Annotated in this window: 13 protein-coding genes; 7 read left to right on the top strand and 6 right to left on the bottom strand. The window is 43.0% G+C overall.

From position 1 onward, the window contains the following. Nucleotides 1-6: 6 nt before the first annotated feature. On the bottom strand, nt 7-1248 hold the full coding sequence (locus tag UH38_RS10615) for an FtsX-like permease family protein (protein WP_045054631.1): 1242 nt from the start codon (nt 1246-1248) through the stop codon (nt 7-9). A gap of 173 nt (nt 1249-1421) precedes the next feature. Here UH38_RS10615 and acs point away from each other — a divergent pair, with 173 nt between their 5' ends. Genes acs through UH38_RS10595 form a run of 4 tightly spaced genes read left to right on the top strand, consistent with a single transcriptional unit; the run spans nt 1422 to nt 5291 of the window. After that, entirely contained in the window at nt 1422-3392 is a 1971-nt protein-coding gene (acs, locus tag UH38_RS10610; RefSeq protein WP_045054630.1) for an acetate--CoA ligase, read from the top strand. 16 nt (nt 3393-3408) lie between these two features. Beyond that, a complete protein-coding gene (locus tag UH38_RS10605) occupies nt 3409-4254 on the top strand; it encodes a metallophosphoesterase (protein WP_045054629.1) in 846 nt (281 codons plus the stop codon). Between the two features lie 14 nt (nt 4255-4268). Beyond that, nucleotides 4269-4949 (top strand): tetratricopeptide repeat protein, encoded by a 681-nt coding sequence (locus UH38_RS10600; protein ID WP_045054628.1) that lies wholly within the window; start codon nt 4269-4271, stop codon nt 4947-4949. Nucleotides 4950-4952: 3 nt separating this feature from the next. Continuing rightward, nucleotides 4953-5291 (top strand): 4a-hydroxytetrahydrobiopterin dehydratase, encoded by a 339-nt coding sequence (locus UH38_RS10595; protein WP_045054627.1) that lies wholly within the window; start codon nt 4953-4955, stop codon nt 5289-5291. Here UH38_RS10595 and UH38_RS10590 read toward each other — a convergent pair. From UH38_RS10590 to UH38_RS10575, 4 genes are all read right to left on the bottom strand, one after another. After that, a complete protein-coding gene (locus UH38_RS10590) occupies nt 5288-6877 on the bottom strand; it encodes a DHA2 family efflux MFS transporter permease subunit (RefSeq protein ID WP_045054626.1) in 1590 nt (529 codons plus the stop codon). The genes UH38_RS10595 and UH38_RS10590 overlap by 4 nt on opposite strands. Nucleotides 6878-6903: 26 nt before the next feature. Continuing rightward, the gene (locus tag UH38_RS10585; RefSeq protein WP_045054625.1) at nt 6904-8184 is read right to left on the bottom strand and encodes an MFS transporter; all 1281 of its coding nucleotides are present in this window, start codon (nt 8182-8184) and stop codon (nt 6904-6906) included. Nucleotides 8185-8283: 99 nt separating this feature from the next. Further along, nucleotides 8284-9657, bottom strand: a complete 1374-nt coding sequence (locus tag UH38_RS10580) for an HlyD family secretion protein (RefSeq protein WP_200892385.1) — start codon at nt 9655-9657, stop codon at nt 8284-8286. A 158-nt stretch (nt 9658-9815) separates the two neighbouring features. Beyond that, nucleotides 9816-10283, bottom strand: a complete 468-nt coding sequence (locus tag UH38_RS10575) for a MarR family winged helix-turn-helix transcriptional regulator (RefSeq protein ID WP_045054690.1) — start codon at nt 10281-10283, stop codon at nt 9816-9818. 137 nt (nt 10284-10420) lie between these two features. Here UH38_RS10575 and UH38_RS10570 point away from each other — a divergent pair, with 137 nt between their 5' ends. The 3 genes from UH38_RS10570 to UH38_RS10560 all read left to right on the top strand — a co-directional run bounded on the left by UH38_RS10570 (nt 10421) and on the right by UH38_RS10560 (nt 12605). Then, complete coding sequence (locus UH38_RS10570) at nt 10421-11068, top strand: class I SAM-dependent methyltransferase (RefSeq protein ID WP_045054623.1); 648 nt, start codon at nt 10421-10423, stop codon at nt 11066-11068. Between the two features lie 85 nt (nt 11069-11153). Then, complete coding sequence (locus tag UH38_RS10565; RefSeq protein ID WP_045054622.1) at nt 11154-11675, top strand: hypothetical protein; 522 nt, start codon at nt 11154-11156, stop codon at nt 11673-11675. Nucleotides 11676-11717: 42 nt separating this feature from the next. Then, the gene (locus UH38_RS10560) at nt 11718-12605 is read left to right on the top strand and encodes a hypothetical protein (protein WP_045054689.1); all 888 of its coding nucleotides are present in this window, start codon (nt 11718-11720) and stop codon (nt 12603-12605) included. Between the two features lie 55 nt (nt 12606-12660). On the opposite strand, the gene UH38_RS10555 is transcribed toward UH38_RS10560, so the two are convergent. Next, on the bottom strand, nt 12661-13533 hold the full coding sequence (locus UH38_RS10555) for a 3'(2'),5'-bisphosphate nucleotidase CysQ family protein (RefSeq protein ID WP_045054621.1): 873 nt from the start codon (nt 13531-13533) through the stop codon (nt 12661-12663). Nucleotides 13534-13537 lie beyond the last annotated feature (4 nt).

Genomic DNA, 13537 nt, shown 5'->3' with positions numbered 1-13537 from the left:
AAATATTTAACCTTTGAATACCGTAGCTGGATCGAGACGGATAACTTTCTGGATAGCGAAAATAGCTGAACCGACACACATGACAACAGATATGCCAAAAACAGCGATCGCAATAGTTGGGGTAATTAAAATCACAATTCCTTGAGTAGCGAACGTCCAAATACCTACAGCCCAACATAGAGCCATTCCTGGAAAATAGCCTAAAACAGCCATCCAGACAGCTTGTTCGACAATCGCACCGTAGATAATACGATCGGACGCACCCATTGCTTTAAGAGTTCCATATTCTTGCAGGCGATCGGACACAGAAGAGTAAAGAATTTGTCCGACAATAATGCCACCAACAATCACACCTACACCAGCACCCAAGCCAAGAATAAAGCCGATACCAGTTCTTTGCTGCCAAAATTGCTGAGTTTTTTGCGTTAACTCCTCGCGAGTATAAGCGCGAGTATCAGGGATAGCAGACTCTAGCCTTTGTTGCAGAGCTTGTATATTCTCACCCGATCGCGCTTGAATCAAAATAAAACTAATAGTATCAGCAGAAGTCAAGTCTTTAGGAGGCTCAGTAGCATTGGGATCTGGCTTAGTAAAAGTATTTGTGCATTGAATATCACCAGAACCAGAAGGCAACTTGCAAGATAAATTTGCTACTTGTCCTGAATTAGCATAAGCATTAGAATTTGCCAAATCTGTAAATATAAAAGGATTAGACGCAATCGAGCGATTTCCTTGAGTTAAGCCAACTAACTCTACAGGTAACGTACTAATTTGAGCTACATCGCCAACTTTACTAACATTCAAAGATTTTAGATTAGTGCTATCTACAATCGCCGTATAAGGAGCCTTAATAGCGCTCAAACTACCTTGAGTAATATTTTGGGGAATAAACAACCGACCATCAGGATCGAAACCAACCAGCCTAACTACAGCAATTTCATCAGTGCGATCGCGCCACACACCGCTTTTAATAATCAAAGCTTCCGCCCGTTCTACCCCTTCTACCTCCCTAGCTTGATTTAGATGAGCCAAAGGAATAGGCAAAGTTAATTCAGTATGCACCAAACTTGCCGAAGCCAGCCAAATATCTGCCGAAGAATTATCAATTAACTGAGTAGTAGAACGAATAAACCCCGTAAAAATTCCAGCTTGAATCGTCACCAAACTTACAGCAAACATAATCCCCGCCTGAGCCACCAAAAAGCGAGGAATATCTTCAAGCAAATGCTTACGAGCAATAGAAACCATAAAAGCCGCAACAAAAATTAACTACAGTTTCACAAAAACTCTACAAACTATACACCTCAATTCCTCTGCGCCTTATGCGTCTGGGCGGTTCGATCCAACTTAAAGAAAAGCAAACTCAATAGTGCAAAACTACATTCAAAATATTTTTGAGCAAAACCGATTACAGCAAAAATATGTCACAGCCCACAATTGAATCAATCCTACAAGAAAAGCGTTTATTTCATCCACCCGCTGAATTTTCGCAAACAGCCCAGATTAAGAGCAAACAAGACTACCAACAACTATACGATCGCGCCAAAGCCGATCCCCAAACATTCTGGGCAGAACTAGCCGAGCAAGAATTGCATTGGTTTCAAAAGTGGGACAAAGTGCTAGATTGGCAACCACCCTTTGCCAAATGGTTTGTCGGCGGCAAAACAAACATCTCCTATAACTGCCTAGATCGCCATCTCACAACCTGGCGCAAAAACAAAGCCGCCTTAATTTGGGAAGGAGAACCAGGCGACTCGCGCACCCTCACATACGCTCAACTGCACCGAGAAGTTTGCCAATTTGCCAACGCACTTAAGCAACTAGGCGTACAAAAAGGCGATCGCGTAGGCATATATATGCCCATGATTCCCGAAGCTGCGATCGCTATGCTAGCTTGTGCCAGAATAGGCGCAGCGCATAGCGTAGTATTTGGGGGTTTTAGCGCCGAAGCATTGCGAGACAGGTTGAATGATGCTCAAGCCAAAGTAGTAGTTACAGCCGACGGCGGGTGGCGCAAAGATGCGATCGTCCCCCTCAAAGAGCAGGTAGACAAAGCCTTAGCCAACAATGCAGTGCCAAATTTGCAAAAAGTCCTAGTAGTCAAGCGTACAGGACAAGAAACTAGCATGACATCAGGACGCGACTTGTGGTGGCACGAGTTGCAACAAGAAGTATCAGCCGACTGCCCAGCCGAACCAATGGACAGCGAAGATATGCTATTTGTCCTTTATACATCTGGTAGTACGGGCAAACCCAAAGGAGTCGTACATACAACCGCAGGTTACAACTTGTACGCTCATATGACAACTAAATGGATCTTCGATCTGCAAGATACAGATGTATATTGGTGTACTGCCGATGTAGGCTGGATTACCGGACACAGCTACATAGTTTACGGTCCGCTTTCCAACGGAGCAACAACCCTAATGTATGAAGGCGCTCCTCGCGCTTCCAATCCAGGTTGTATGTGGGATGTAATTGAAAAATACGGCGTTACCGTCTTCTATACAGCACCTACAGCAATTAGAGCCTTTATCAAAATGGGCGAACAACTGCCCAACGCCCGAAATTTATCTTCATTACGTTTGCTAGGAACCGTAGGAGAGCCAATTAACCCCGAAGCTTGGATGTGGTATCACAAAGTAATTGGCGGCGAACATTGCCCAATAGTAGATACTTGGTGGCAAACAGAAACAGGCGGAATTATGATTACACCTTTACCTGGGGCGATTTCCACTAAACCTGGTTCGGCGACATTACCATTCCCAGGCATATTAGCTGATGTTGTCGATTTAGAAGGCAATAGCGTAGGCGACAACGAAGGCGGCTACTTGGTGGTACGTCACCCTTGGCCAGGCATGATGCGGACTGTTTATGGCGATCCTGACCGCTTCCGGCGCACTTATTGGGAGCATATACCACCTAAAGATGGGAAATATGTCTATTTTGCTGGCGATGGAGCAAGAAAAGATGAAGACGGATATTTTTGGGTAATGGGGCGCGTTGACGATGTAATCAACGTCTCAGGACACAGATTAGGCACGATGGAAGTTGAATCAGCCTTAGTGTCTCACCCATCGGTAGCCGAGGCTGCGGTGGTTAGCAAGCCAGATGAAATCAAAGGCGAAGACATAGTTGCTTTTGTCACTTTAGAAGGCACTTATAGCCCTAGCGACGAACTAAGTAAAGAACTCAAACAGCACGTAGTTAAAGAAATAGGAGCGATCGCCCGCCCTGGAGAAATCCGTTTTACCGATGCTTTGCCCAAAACCCGTTCTGGTAAGATTATGCGGCGCTTATTGCGAAACTTAGCAGCAGGGCAAGAAGTCTCTGGCGATACTTCTACTCTTGAAGATCGCGGCGTACTAGATAAACTGCGTAGTGAAGGTTAAACGTTAGGCTGGGTGTATGAATAAAAATATACCCAGCCATCAACAAGACATTTATTTTGCTGCTGTCGGCGATGTTCACGGGCATATGTACGCCATGTTAGGCTTACTCCAAGCTTGGGAATCACGCGATCGGCAAAAACTAGCGTTTGTTCTTCAAGTAGGTGATTTTGAACCGCATCGCCAACAAGCCGATTTAGCCACAATGGATGCACCTAATCGTTACCGTAAATTAGGAGAATTTAGTGATTTTTACAGCAAAAAGGCAGAATTTCCTTGGCAAATCTACTTTATTGGTGGCAATCACGAACCTTACGGATTTTTAGACTTAATGCCAGCAGGTGGGGAAGTAACTAAAAACTGCTATTACTTGGGTAGAGTTGGGTTTTGCGAACTAGCAGGACTAAAAATAGTTGGACTTTCTGGTATCTATCGAGAAAATCTATTTTTGCATACAGCAAGACCTGATATCGCTCAAATTGGCAGCCGTTCAAATAAAGACTACATTGGTTTCATCCAATCTGATATCGATCGCGCATTAGATTTTCAGTCAGCAGACATCCTAATGCTACATGAATGGTCAACAGACACGATAGCAGCAGACGATATAGAAAGTTTTCAGCAGTGGCTTCCCAGTCTCAAATACGAGGTTTTAGGCAATGAGTACGCCCGGATGTTGATTGAATTTCTCCAACCTAAATTGGTACTGTGCGGACATATGCACAAAAGCTATCGCAATCAAGTATCGTTTTCACCTGGTACAGTCACAGATATTTGCTGTCTGGCTAACGTGCAACAAGGAAAAGATGCGATCGCTATTTTCAAACTCGCCCCAGATGGGACAATAGTTGAAGTTAGTAATTAGTTAGGGCAAATTTGATGCAAGTTGCCATTATTAACATTCTGATTGCTGCAATAGTCTCAATTAGCTTAAAACCAGCGTTTGCAGCAACTTCAGCTAGCGATTACCGTTCCTTGGGATTATCTCATCGCGCTGCGGGAAGGTATGACGAAGCGATCGCAGCTTTAAAAAAATCCGTTCAACTCGAACCGCAAAACTCCTCTGGGCGAGTATTATTAGGTTGGACGCAGCATTTAGCAGGGCAAGAAGAAGCCGCCGCCCAATCTCTACTACAAGTAATTTACCGCGATCCGCAGTCTGTACTTGCTTTAAATGCATTAGGAATTGTTTATTTAGTCAGCGGATATCTGCCTGAATCAGTTACGGTTCACACTTGGGCAGCAATATTAGAGCCAAAAAACGAAATCCCTTATTACAACTTAAGCTTATCCTTGCACCGCCTGCAATTATATGGACTTGCGATCGCATCGGCAAAAAAAGCTGCTATTTTAGAACCTAGCAATCCTCATCCTTTGGTAGCTGAAGCAATGAATTATTGGAGTATGGGCGATCGCACTGCTGCAAAACTGGCTTACCGTAAAGCATTGAACTTAGATCCTCTATATAGCGATTCTTCTTTCCTGGCGCATCTCCAACAAGCAGCATTTACTCAAGAGCAAATTGTCTTAACTAAGCAAGTTCTTTCAATTACAAATTAACTTATGCAATTAACAGAGCAAAAATGTACCGCCTGTCATAAAGATGCACCCCGCGTCACCAAAGAAGATATCGCCGAACTCCATCCCCAAGTTCCCGATTGGCAAATTATTGATGTAGACGGACAATCGCGCCTAGAACGTATTTACAAGTTTCCTGATTTTGTCAGTGCGATCGCTTTTACTAACAAAGTAGGCGAAGCTGCAGAAGCAGAAGGACATCACCCCGCCTTACTTACAGAATGGGGAAAAGTAACAGTTACTTGGTGGACTCACGCCATTTCTGGACTGCACCGCAACGACTTTATCATGGCAGCAAAAACAGACCAAATAGCTGCAACTTAATGAGCGACAGCGCCGCCAGTTGCCTTAGTTTTCTTAAAGAAGATAATCGCTACGCCGCTTAACAATAAAGCAATGCCAATAAAGTAAAAACAATCATTGAACGCCATTACATAAGCTTCTCGACGGACAATATTACCTAGAGAAGCGATCGCGCGATCGTGCGCTGTATTCATATCTGCGCCGCGACTAACAAAATACTGAGTCAACTGGTCGATGCGCTGTTGAGTATTAAAGTCATACAACGAAATTGAATCCCCTAAACGATTGGAGTGAAATTGCTCTCGCCTAGTTAATAGCGTTGCTAGCGCCGCAATCCCCATAGAACCGCCTAAATTACGCATCATATTAAATAAACCAGAAGCAGAACCCGCTTGCTCTTTTTCAATTCCTGCTGTAGCGATCGTTGTTAGCGGTACAAAAATCATCGGCTGTCCAATCGCCCGTACCAATTGCGACCATTTTAATTCATCAATACCCGTGTCGTGGGTTAGCGTTGAATTCATAAAACAGCTAACTGCAAACATACTGATACCAAATGCAATCAACAAGCGACTATCAATGCGCTGCATCAATTTTGGTACTAAGGGAACAACGAGCAATTGAGGTAATCCTAGCCAGGCAATTACTTCGCCAATTTGCAACGGATTATAGCCTTGAATCTGAGCTAAGTACAACGGCAAAACATACACCGATCCATACAGCCCAATACCCAAAGAAACATTAACGATACTAGCTAAACCAAAATTCCGCCTTGCCAATAAACGCAGATTAATAAAAGGTTGCTTGCGGGTAAGTTCAATCCAGAAGAACGCTGTCAAGAAAATAGCCGCAATTATCGATAACCGGACAATTAAAGGCGAACCAAACCAATCTTTGCGACTTCCTTCTTCCAAAACTACTTGCAAAGAACCCAACCCAATCGCCATCGAAATAATCCCCAACCAGTCTCCTTGTTTGAGTAAATGCAGTTGCTTTGGTTGAGGTGCGAGTGCATACCAAATTGCCCCTACAAGCACTAATCCTGGAATCACGTTGAGATAAAAGATATAGTGCCAGCTAAAGTTTTCTGTCAACCATCCTCCTACTGTAGGACCAATAGCTGGAGCAAATACCGCTGTAATCGCAAACATTGCCATACCAATTGGCTGCTTGGCAGGCGGTAAGGTGGTCAGCAAAATTGTCAAAGCCATCGGGATCAAAACTCCGCCCGTAAAGCCTTGCAAGGCGCGAAAAACAATCATTGAGGGCAGATTCCACGCCCACGCACAGCAGACAGAAAAGAAGATAAATGCGATCGCATTTCCCAACAAATACAACCGAGTAGAAAATACCCGCGACAACCACCCCGTTAAAGGAATTACTACAATTTCTGCAACCAAGTAGGCGGTAGAAATCCAAGAACCTTCTTCTAATGTTGCTCCTAAAGCGGCTTGAATTTCTTCAAGTGAAGCATTGGTAATCTGAATATCTAGCACCGCCATAAACGCGCCTAGCATCGCTCCGCCAACAGCAATCCAGCTTTTGAGGGGAACTTGGGGCGATCGCATAGTATTATTTGGTTGTCTAACTGCTCCTGTATCAGCCATTGCCGTACTTCCTTGGGTAGATCGAGCTATGTGCTATGCGAAGCTGGGATAATGCCTTTTTGTTGATAAATTGAACGAGTTGCTTGTCTGATTTTCGGTAAGTATTTAGCAAACAGCAGAGAGCCTAAAATACAAAAAACTCCGCCGATTATTAACGTATATGGTGCGCCGATGCGTTCGGCAAGAATGCCTGCAATTAAATTGCCAAATGGGAACATTCCTAGAAATGACATGGTAAATAAGCTCATTACTCGACCGCGTTTGTCATCTTCAACAATTGTTTGAATAACTGTATTGCTCGATGAAATTTGCAATATTGAACCTAAACCAACTAGCAAAAGCATCAATATCGATAGCCATAAAGTGCGCGATAAAGCAAAGACAATAATGCCAGTTCCACACAGCGCGGGCGCAAAAGCAATGATTTTTCCTAAACCAAGTACGCTTTTACGGGTACTTAAATAAATGCCGCCTATTAATGCGCCAACTCCTGATGCTGAAGTCAAAAACCCTAAAGTATGAGCATCGCCGCCTAAAACTTTAGTTGCAAAAATAGGAATAAGCGTAATATAAGGTGTCGCCATTAAGCTAAATAATGCTAATAGCAATAATACCGAGCGAATTAAAGGCGAATTAAAAGCGTATATATAGCCTTCCTTTAATCTTTGTAGTACATTACCTGTTCTAGCAGTTATTTGTTTGGGTTTAACCCTCATTGCCACGAACGCTGCAATTACTGCTATATAACTGATGCCATCAATCAAAAAACAATAACTTGCCCCAACTCTAGCAATTACAATACCTGCGATCGCCGGACCAATTAACCTCCCCCCATTTACTAGCGAAGAATTAAGCGCGATCGCACTTGCTAAATCTGCTCTTTTTTCTACCATTTCGGGAACAAAAGTTTGCCTAGCTGGAGCATCTAAAGCATTAATTACACCTTGAAATAAACTCAAAAAGATAATATGCCAAATATCGATCGTGCCTGTTAGTGCTAGTACGGCTAGTGCTAAAGACTGCATCATTGCCAATACTTGCGTAATAATTAATATTTTTCGAGTATTCCAACGATCTACTAATACGCCGCCAAAAGGAGCAAGAAAAAAGCTAGGTATTTGGCTGGTAAAACCTACTACCCCTAGCATTAAAGGTGAATTGGTTAGCTGGTAGACGAGCCACACTGTAGCAACTTGAGTCATCCAACTACCAATTAAAGAAATACCTTGCCCCGCAAAAAATAGTCGGTAATTTCGCGATCGCAAGGCAGGTATGCCCGTCCAAAAATTAGTTAATATTTTAGTCATGCTTGCTACTCCGTACACCTAGAGTTTGCCGATCGCGGCTGATGAACGCCTCTATCTGCTGGAATGTTTAGAATTGCAACATCTAAAAGCATTAAAACTCTACTTAATAGTCACTTCTACTTCTGCCGACATTCCTGGAGTAATCCGCGATTCGTATCCCTTGATACTTTGGGCATCTAAAACAATCTTGACGGGAACACGCTGAACAATTTTAGTAAAGTTACCCGTAGCATTATCTGGGGGTAGCAAGGCAAATTGAGCGCCTGAAGCTGGCGATATACTCTCTACTCGCCCTGTAAAAGTGTGGTGGGGAAAAGCATCAAGTTTAACTTCTGCTTCCTCGTTAGGCTGCATATTTTCTAGCTGTGTCTCTTTAAAGTTGGCAACTACCCAATATTCATTACCCACAACCGCCATTAACGGCGTTCCTGATTGCACTCTTTGCCCAACTTCCACAGATTTACGTCCAATTCGTCCGCTACTAGGCGCGGTAATCTTGATATAAGATAGCTGCAACTGAGCATCTTTAAGACTAGCTTCTGATTGGGCGATCGCTGCTTTGGCTGCTTGGTACTGACTTCTATTTACATTAGTCTGCACGCCTGTAGCTGTTGCTTGCTGCAATTTACCTCTCGATTCGGCTAAATTCGCTTGCGCTGTGGTTACGCCTTCTCTGGCTTGCGCTAGTTTAGCTTGCGCTTGTGCTACTCCTTGCTGTGCTGCTTTAGTTTGCGCTCTTGCTACTTCATAAGCTGCTTTTGCTGTATCTAACTGCTGACGCGCGATCGCTCCTTGGTTAAATAACGATTGATAGCGGTTGTAATCTACTTGCGCTTTTTGCAAGTTTGCTTGTGCTTGTGCTACTTCTGCTTGCGCGGCGGGAATCCCAGCTTGGGCTTCATTTACTGCTGCTTGTGCGGAAGCGATCGCTGCGATCGCGCTATTAACGCTTCCTTGTGCTTGGGTATTCTGCGCTTGGCTATTTTGCGCGGCTAAGTTAATGTTCTCTTGTGCTGCATCTGCTTGACTTTTAGCAGCTTGAATCGATGCTTGCACTTGCTGCACTTTATTTTGATAGTCTTGCGGATCGAGCTTGACTAATAGCTGTCCTTTTTGCACCAACTGGTTATCGTCAACCAAAACCGCGTCTACTGTACCAGGAACTTTGGCACTTACTTGGTAAATATGTCCCGCCACCGTAGCGTTATCAGTAGTTTGGTGGCTCGATGCATACTGCCAATATCTATAGCCAAATACCCCAGATGCGAGCGCGCCTACGCCTAATACAGCTAAAATTAACCCCTTTGGCTTGCGCTTTGCTTTTGGTTTCTCTGGTGGCGGTGCTGCCTCCTCTTGCTTTTCTGGAGGTGCTATTTGAATTTCTGGCGCTTTAACTACTACTACCTCTGCAGCTAATTCTTTAATTGCTTCTGGCTCTACTACTGCTTGCTTACCGTTCAAAGATGTACCCATGATTGTCATCTCCATAATGTGCGAGTTTTAATAATTTACTTAGCGTACGTAATATTTATGTAAATGTTATCTGTACGTAATTATCTCTTATGCGTAATATTAATTAAAACTGAAAAGTTACGAATCTTCGCCTACCGTTTGGCTAATGTTCGCTACACCTAAGACATATTCGCGATCGCCAAATCTATAAGCTGCGACATTTTCTCGCGATCTTGCTCGGAAATACCATGCAATACTTTTTCCCTAAGTTCCGCCGCTATTGGGGGTAAAACAGTTTCTAGTTCTTTTCCCGCATCAGTTAGCCAAATGCGCCAGATCCGGCGATCTCTAGGATCTCTTTCGCGGCGGATCAACTGTCTTTCTTCCATGCGATCGAGTACGCCTGTCAAAGTTCCACCTACTTGTTGCAACTTTTCCCCAATACTGGAAGTTGGTAAACCGTCTTCGATCCACAAACAGCACAGTACCAACCAGTGAAAAGGAGTTAAGCCAAATGGTTCTAAGCGATCGGAAAAAGCGCGTGTCAGCAGTTGCGATAGCAGCTTAATTCGATAACCCATGTTATACGGTGCTAAAACTTGCTGCCACTGATATACAGGTGTTTGCTCGACAGGTGTAGAAGGCATTTGCAAAATACTTAGTGTGCGTACTATTATTTTAACTTGATTTGGAGAAAATAGCTGTATTTTAAGTACAGTCTTGCGCTTACAACGGGTAAGTTTTTCTAGACTGGAAAGAGTACAGCTAGACTTATTACACAATAATGCCACTTGGACCGCAACAGCGCACCAAATTAGACGCTACAGACGACAAACAGTTTTATGCCTATCCGCGATTTGTGACCCATGTTGATGAAGGCTTTATTCAACAGCTGACGGACTTGTATCGCCAGTCATTGCAACCTAATACGCGGATATTAGATATGATGAGCAGTTGGGTATCACATTTACCCGATGAGATGCAATTTGCTCATGTAGAAGGACACGGACTCAACGGCGAGGAACTTGCTAGCAACCCTCGGTTGAACCATTACTTCGTTCAAGATTTGAACGCCAACCCCAAGTTACCCTTGCCAGATAGAGACTTTGACGCAGTATTAAATTGCGTTTCGGTGCAGTATTTACAGTATCCAGAAGCAATATTTACAGAGATTCACCGCATCCTCAAACCTGGGGGAATCGCAATCATTAGCTTTTCTAACCGGATGTTTTATGAAAAAGCGATTCAAGCTTGGCGAGAAGGATCGGAAGCTAGTCGGGTGGAATTAGTCAAAAGCTACTTTCAGTCAGTACCAGGATTTAGCGCACCTCAAGTTATCGAACGCAAGTCTCCCACCAATTTACTCCAGTGGTTAGGTGCGGGTGGTAGCGATCCTTTCTATGCTGTAATTGCTCGCCGCAATGCAGCTTAATGCTAGTTGTTGCGGAAAGTGGAAGAAAAAAACATATTTGCCTAAATCGAGGCAATAATCGGCTAATAAATATCAGGAGGCGGTTATGACATTTCGTAATGCGCGCAGGGTTGTAGCGGCTTTATTACTCTCAGTGATGCTGCTAGTTACAGCCTGCGCTACACAAGCACCCTCGCGTTTTGACCAAGCGCAGCAAGAAAGCAGCCAACAAAGAAGCGGTCAAGCAGTTGCTAAAGATGCAACTCAAGGTAGTAGTTTCAATAGATATTTTCCTCCTACTCAAGCAGGGTTTGAGCGAGTTTACACCCAAGAGAAAAAAGGCTTTGCTGAAGCGAAGTTAAAGAAAGCAGGTAAAGATGTAGCTGTTTTATCTATTTCCGATACCCAAGGTGTAACAGGTGGCGCTAACCCAGCAGCTAAATTCCAAAACAGCAAGCTGACGATCGCCGGATTTCCCGCAGTAAATCAGGGGAGAAATAATACAGCTATTTTAGTTGGCGATCGCTACCAAGTAAAAATATCTTCGCGCGATGCGTCGTTTACTCAAAGCGATCGCGAAGCTTGGTTGCAAAAGTTCAACCTCAAAGGACTTTCTAGGCTGCAATAGCAGTTAGGGTAAGCGGTTTTTGTACTTGATTTGGAGGCTGATGTGAGCAAACCTATCTTTGAGTTGGTGAATGAATTGCCAACTAATAACTTGACTGTTTCCATGTTGCGATCGCTAGATTTTGTTGCTCCTGGCGAGTGGAACAATTTAGTCGGCTTTGAAAATACAATTCGCACCGTTACAGGTGAAACTGACGAAAGTTTAATTCAACAAATTGGCGAAAGAGCAATTTACCTTTATAACGACCGTTCGCAAGGTTATCAAAGAGCAATGTGGCTTTATCAAACTGTAGATACTACAGATAAAGCACTTGGCGCAGCAGCTTTAGCTAGTAAAGTAGGCGAATCGATCCCGCTTTTAGGTTTTTTAAACAAAGTTACTCCCAAAGCCGATAAAGCGCAAACTATTGACTTAAGTTTGAAGTTAGTCGCTGAATTAGTAGCTTTTTGTCAAATCAACGGTATTCCTGGCGACAGTATTGGCGATTTTGTTGCTTCTTTAGGTGAGTATAGTGGCGAATCTTTGATGCGGATGGTTGCTTTAGTTTGCGTTGACGGATTAATTCCGTTAGGACCTGACTTTATTATGAAAGTGCAATCGAATTTAAGTCAAACTACGCCGCAAGATTTGGAACGTAATTCTACCTTCCAAAACATCAATAACGAGATTCCTGGCGGTAGTTCTGCGGGCAAACTTGGCTTTATTAATCAAAGTTTCGATTCTGTTAAAGGCTGGATGAGTAACTTAGTAACTTCGCGGAATTTAACACCCGAAAAAGTTGTCAGTAATTTGCAAAGAGTCGTACAAATTGCTGACGATAAGTTAGATTATTTAGCTGCCTTTATTGATGTCAGTACCAACTATTACGAACATACTGGTACGCAAACTTTGGCGCGACGTTTAATAGAAAGAGCCGTAGCTGAAATCTAAATAATGTAAATTGCCCTACTTAAGCTTATAAGTCTTAGTAGGGTTTTTACTAGCACTATTTATTGGATTTTTCCGCAGACTCTAACTCACTTAAAATTATTTCCGCCTCGCTACAAATTAGAGCGTGACAATTTCCATTACTTGCAACTATTCCACCCCATTGATTTACATCACCTTGGTTGTATTGCAAAGGACTACCATCAAGATGAGTAAATTGTCCGCCAGCTTCAGTCAATATTAGTTCTGGTGCAGCAAAGTCCCAATCTTTAGGAGCAGATTTACCAGAAAGGGAAATATATACATCTGCTTTTTGCTCGACAATTGTGGCAATTTTACAACCCACACTACCAACACATTGTTGATTTTTGAAATCTAACTTTTGCAGAAGATAGTTAAACCTTTCATCTCTATGAGTACGGCTAACAACTACAGTTAAATCTGATAATTGGCTATGTTCTGATACTGATAAGCGCGTAATTTGTCCGCTGCGAGTTTCTACAAAAGTACCCTCGCCAAGCGTTGCATAATATAACTTTTCTATTTCAGGATATGCAACTATTGCAAGAATTGGACGGTGATTTTTGACTAAAGCAATATGAATTGCGTATTCGTCTGTCCGATCGATAAAATCTCGCGTACCATCTAAAGGATCGATAATCCATACCAATTCTTGAGTTAATTGCTGAGATTGCTCTTTGTAAGTTTCTTCGCTAATATAACCAAAATCTTGTTCGCCTAAATTACTTTTTAATCTATCTAAAATATATCGATCTATAGCAATATCAGCAGCAGTTACCGGACCATCTTTTTTGTTTTGAATATCTAATTTTCCCTCATTAATTGCTCCATGATAGTAAGAACGTAAAAGGTAGGATGCACCCCAACCAATAGAACGAGCGATCGCTAATATTTCTTGTAATTCTGGCATCAAT

This window comes from Aliterella atlantica CENA595 (assembly GCF_000952155.1).
Taxonomy (GTDB): domain Bacteria; phylum Cyanobacteriota; class Cyanobacteriia; order Cyanobacteriales; family Chroococcidiopsidaceae; genus Aliterella; species Aliterella atlantica.
The sequence above is the reverse complement of the archived record's forward strand: the minus strand, read 5'-3'. Positions and strand labels throughout refer to the sequence as shown.

Excerpts from the sequence above, each read along its gene's own strand:
- UH38_RS10615 (WP_045054631.1), bottom strand. The coding sequence starts at position 1,248 with ATGGTTTCTATTGCTCGTAAGCATTTGCTTGAAGATATTCCTCGCTTT.
- acs (WP_045054630.1), top strand. The coding sequence starts at position 1,422 with ATGTCACAGCCCACAATTGAATCAATCCTACAAGAAAAGCGTTTATTT.
- UH38_RS10605 (WP_045054629.1), top strand. The coding sequence starts at position 3,409 with ATGAATAAAAATATACCCAGCCATCAACAAGACATTTATTTTGCTGCT.
- UH38_RS10600 (WP_045054628.1), top strand. The coding sequence starts at position 4,269 with ATGCAAGTTGCCATTATTAACATTCTGATTGCTGCAATAGTCTCAATT.
- UH38_RS10595 (WP_045054627.1), top strand. The coding sequence starts at position 4,953 with ATGCAATTAACAGAGCAAAAATGTACCGCCTGTCATAAAGATGCACCC.
- UH38_RS10590 (WP_045054626.1), bottom strand. The coding sequence starts at position 6,877 with ATGGCTGATACAGGAGCAGTTAGACAACCAAATAATACTATGCGATCG.
- UH38_RS10585 (WP_045054625.1), bottom strand. The coding sequence starts at position 8,184 with ATGACTAAAATATTAACTAATTTTTGGACGGGCATACCTGCCTTGCGA.
- UH38_RS10580 (WP_200892385.1), bottom strand. The coding sequence starts at position 9,657 with ATGGGTACATCTTTGAACGGTAAGCAAGCAGTAGTAGAGCCAGAAGCA.
- UH38_RS10575 (WP_045054690.1), bottom strand. The coding sequence starts at position 10,283 with ATGCCTTCTACACCTGTCGAGCAAACACCTGTATATCAGTGGCAGCAA.
- UH38_RS10570 (WP_045054623.1), top strand. The coding sequence starts at position 10,421 with ATGCCACTTGGACCGCAACAGCGCACCAAATTAGACGCTACAGACGAC.
- UH38_RS10565 (WP_045054622.1), top strand. The coding sequence starts at position 11,154 with ATGACATTTCGTAATGCGCGCAGGGTTGTAGCGGCTTTATTACTCTCA.
- UH38_RS10555 (WP_045054621.1), bottom strand. The coding sequence starts at position 13,533 with ATGCCAGAATTACAAGAAATATTAGCGATCGCTCGTTCTATTGGTTGG.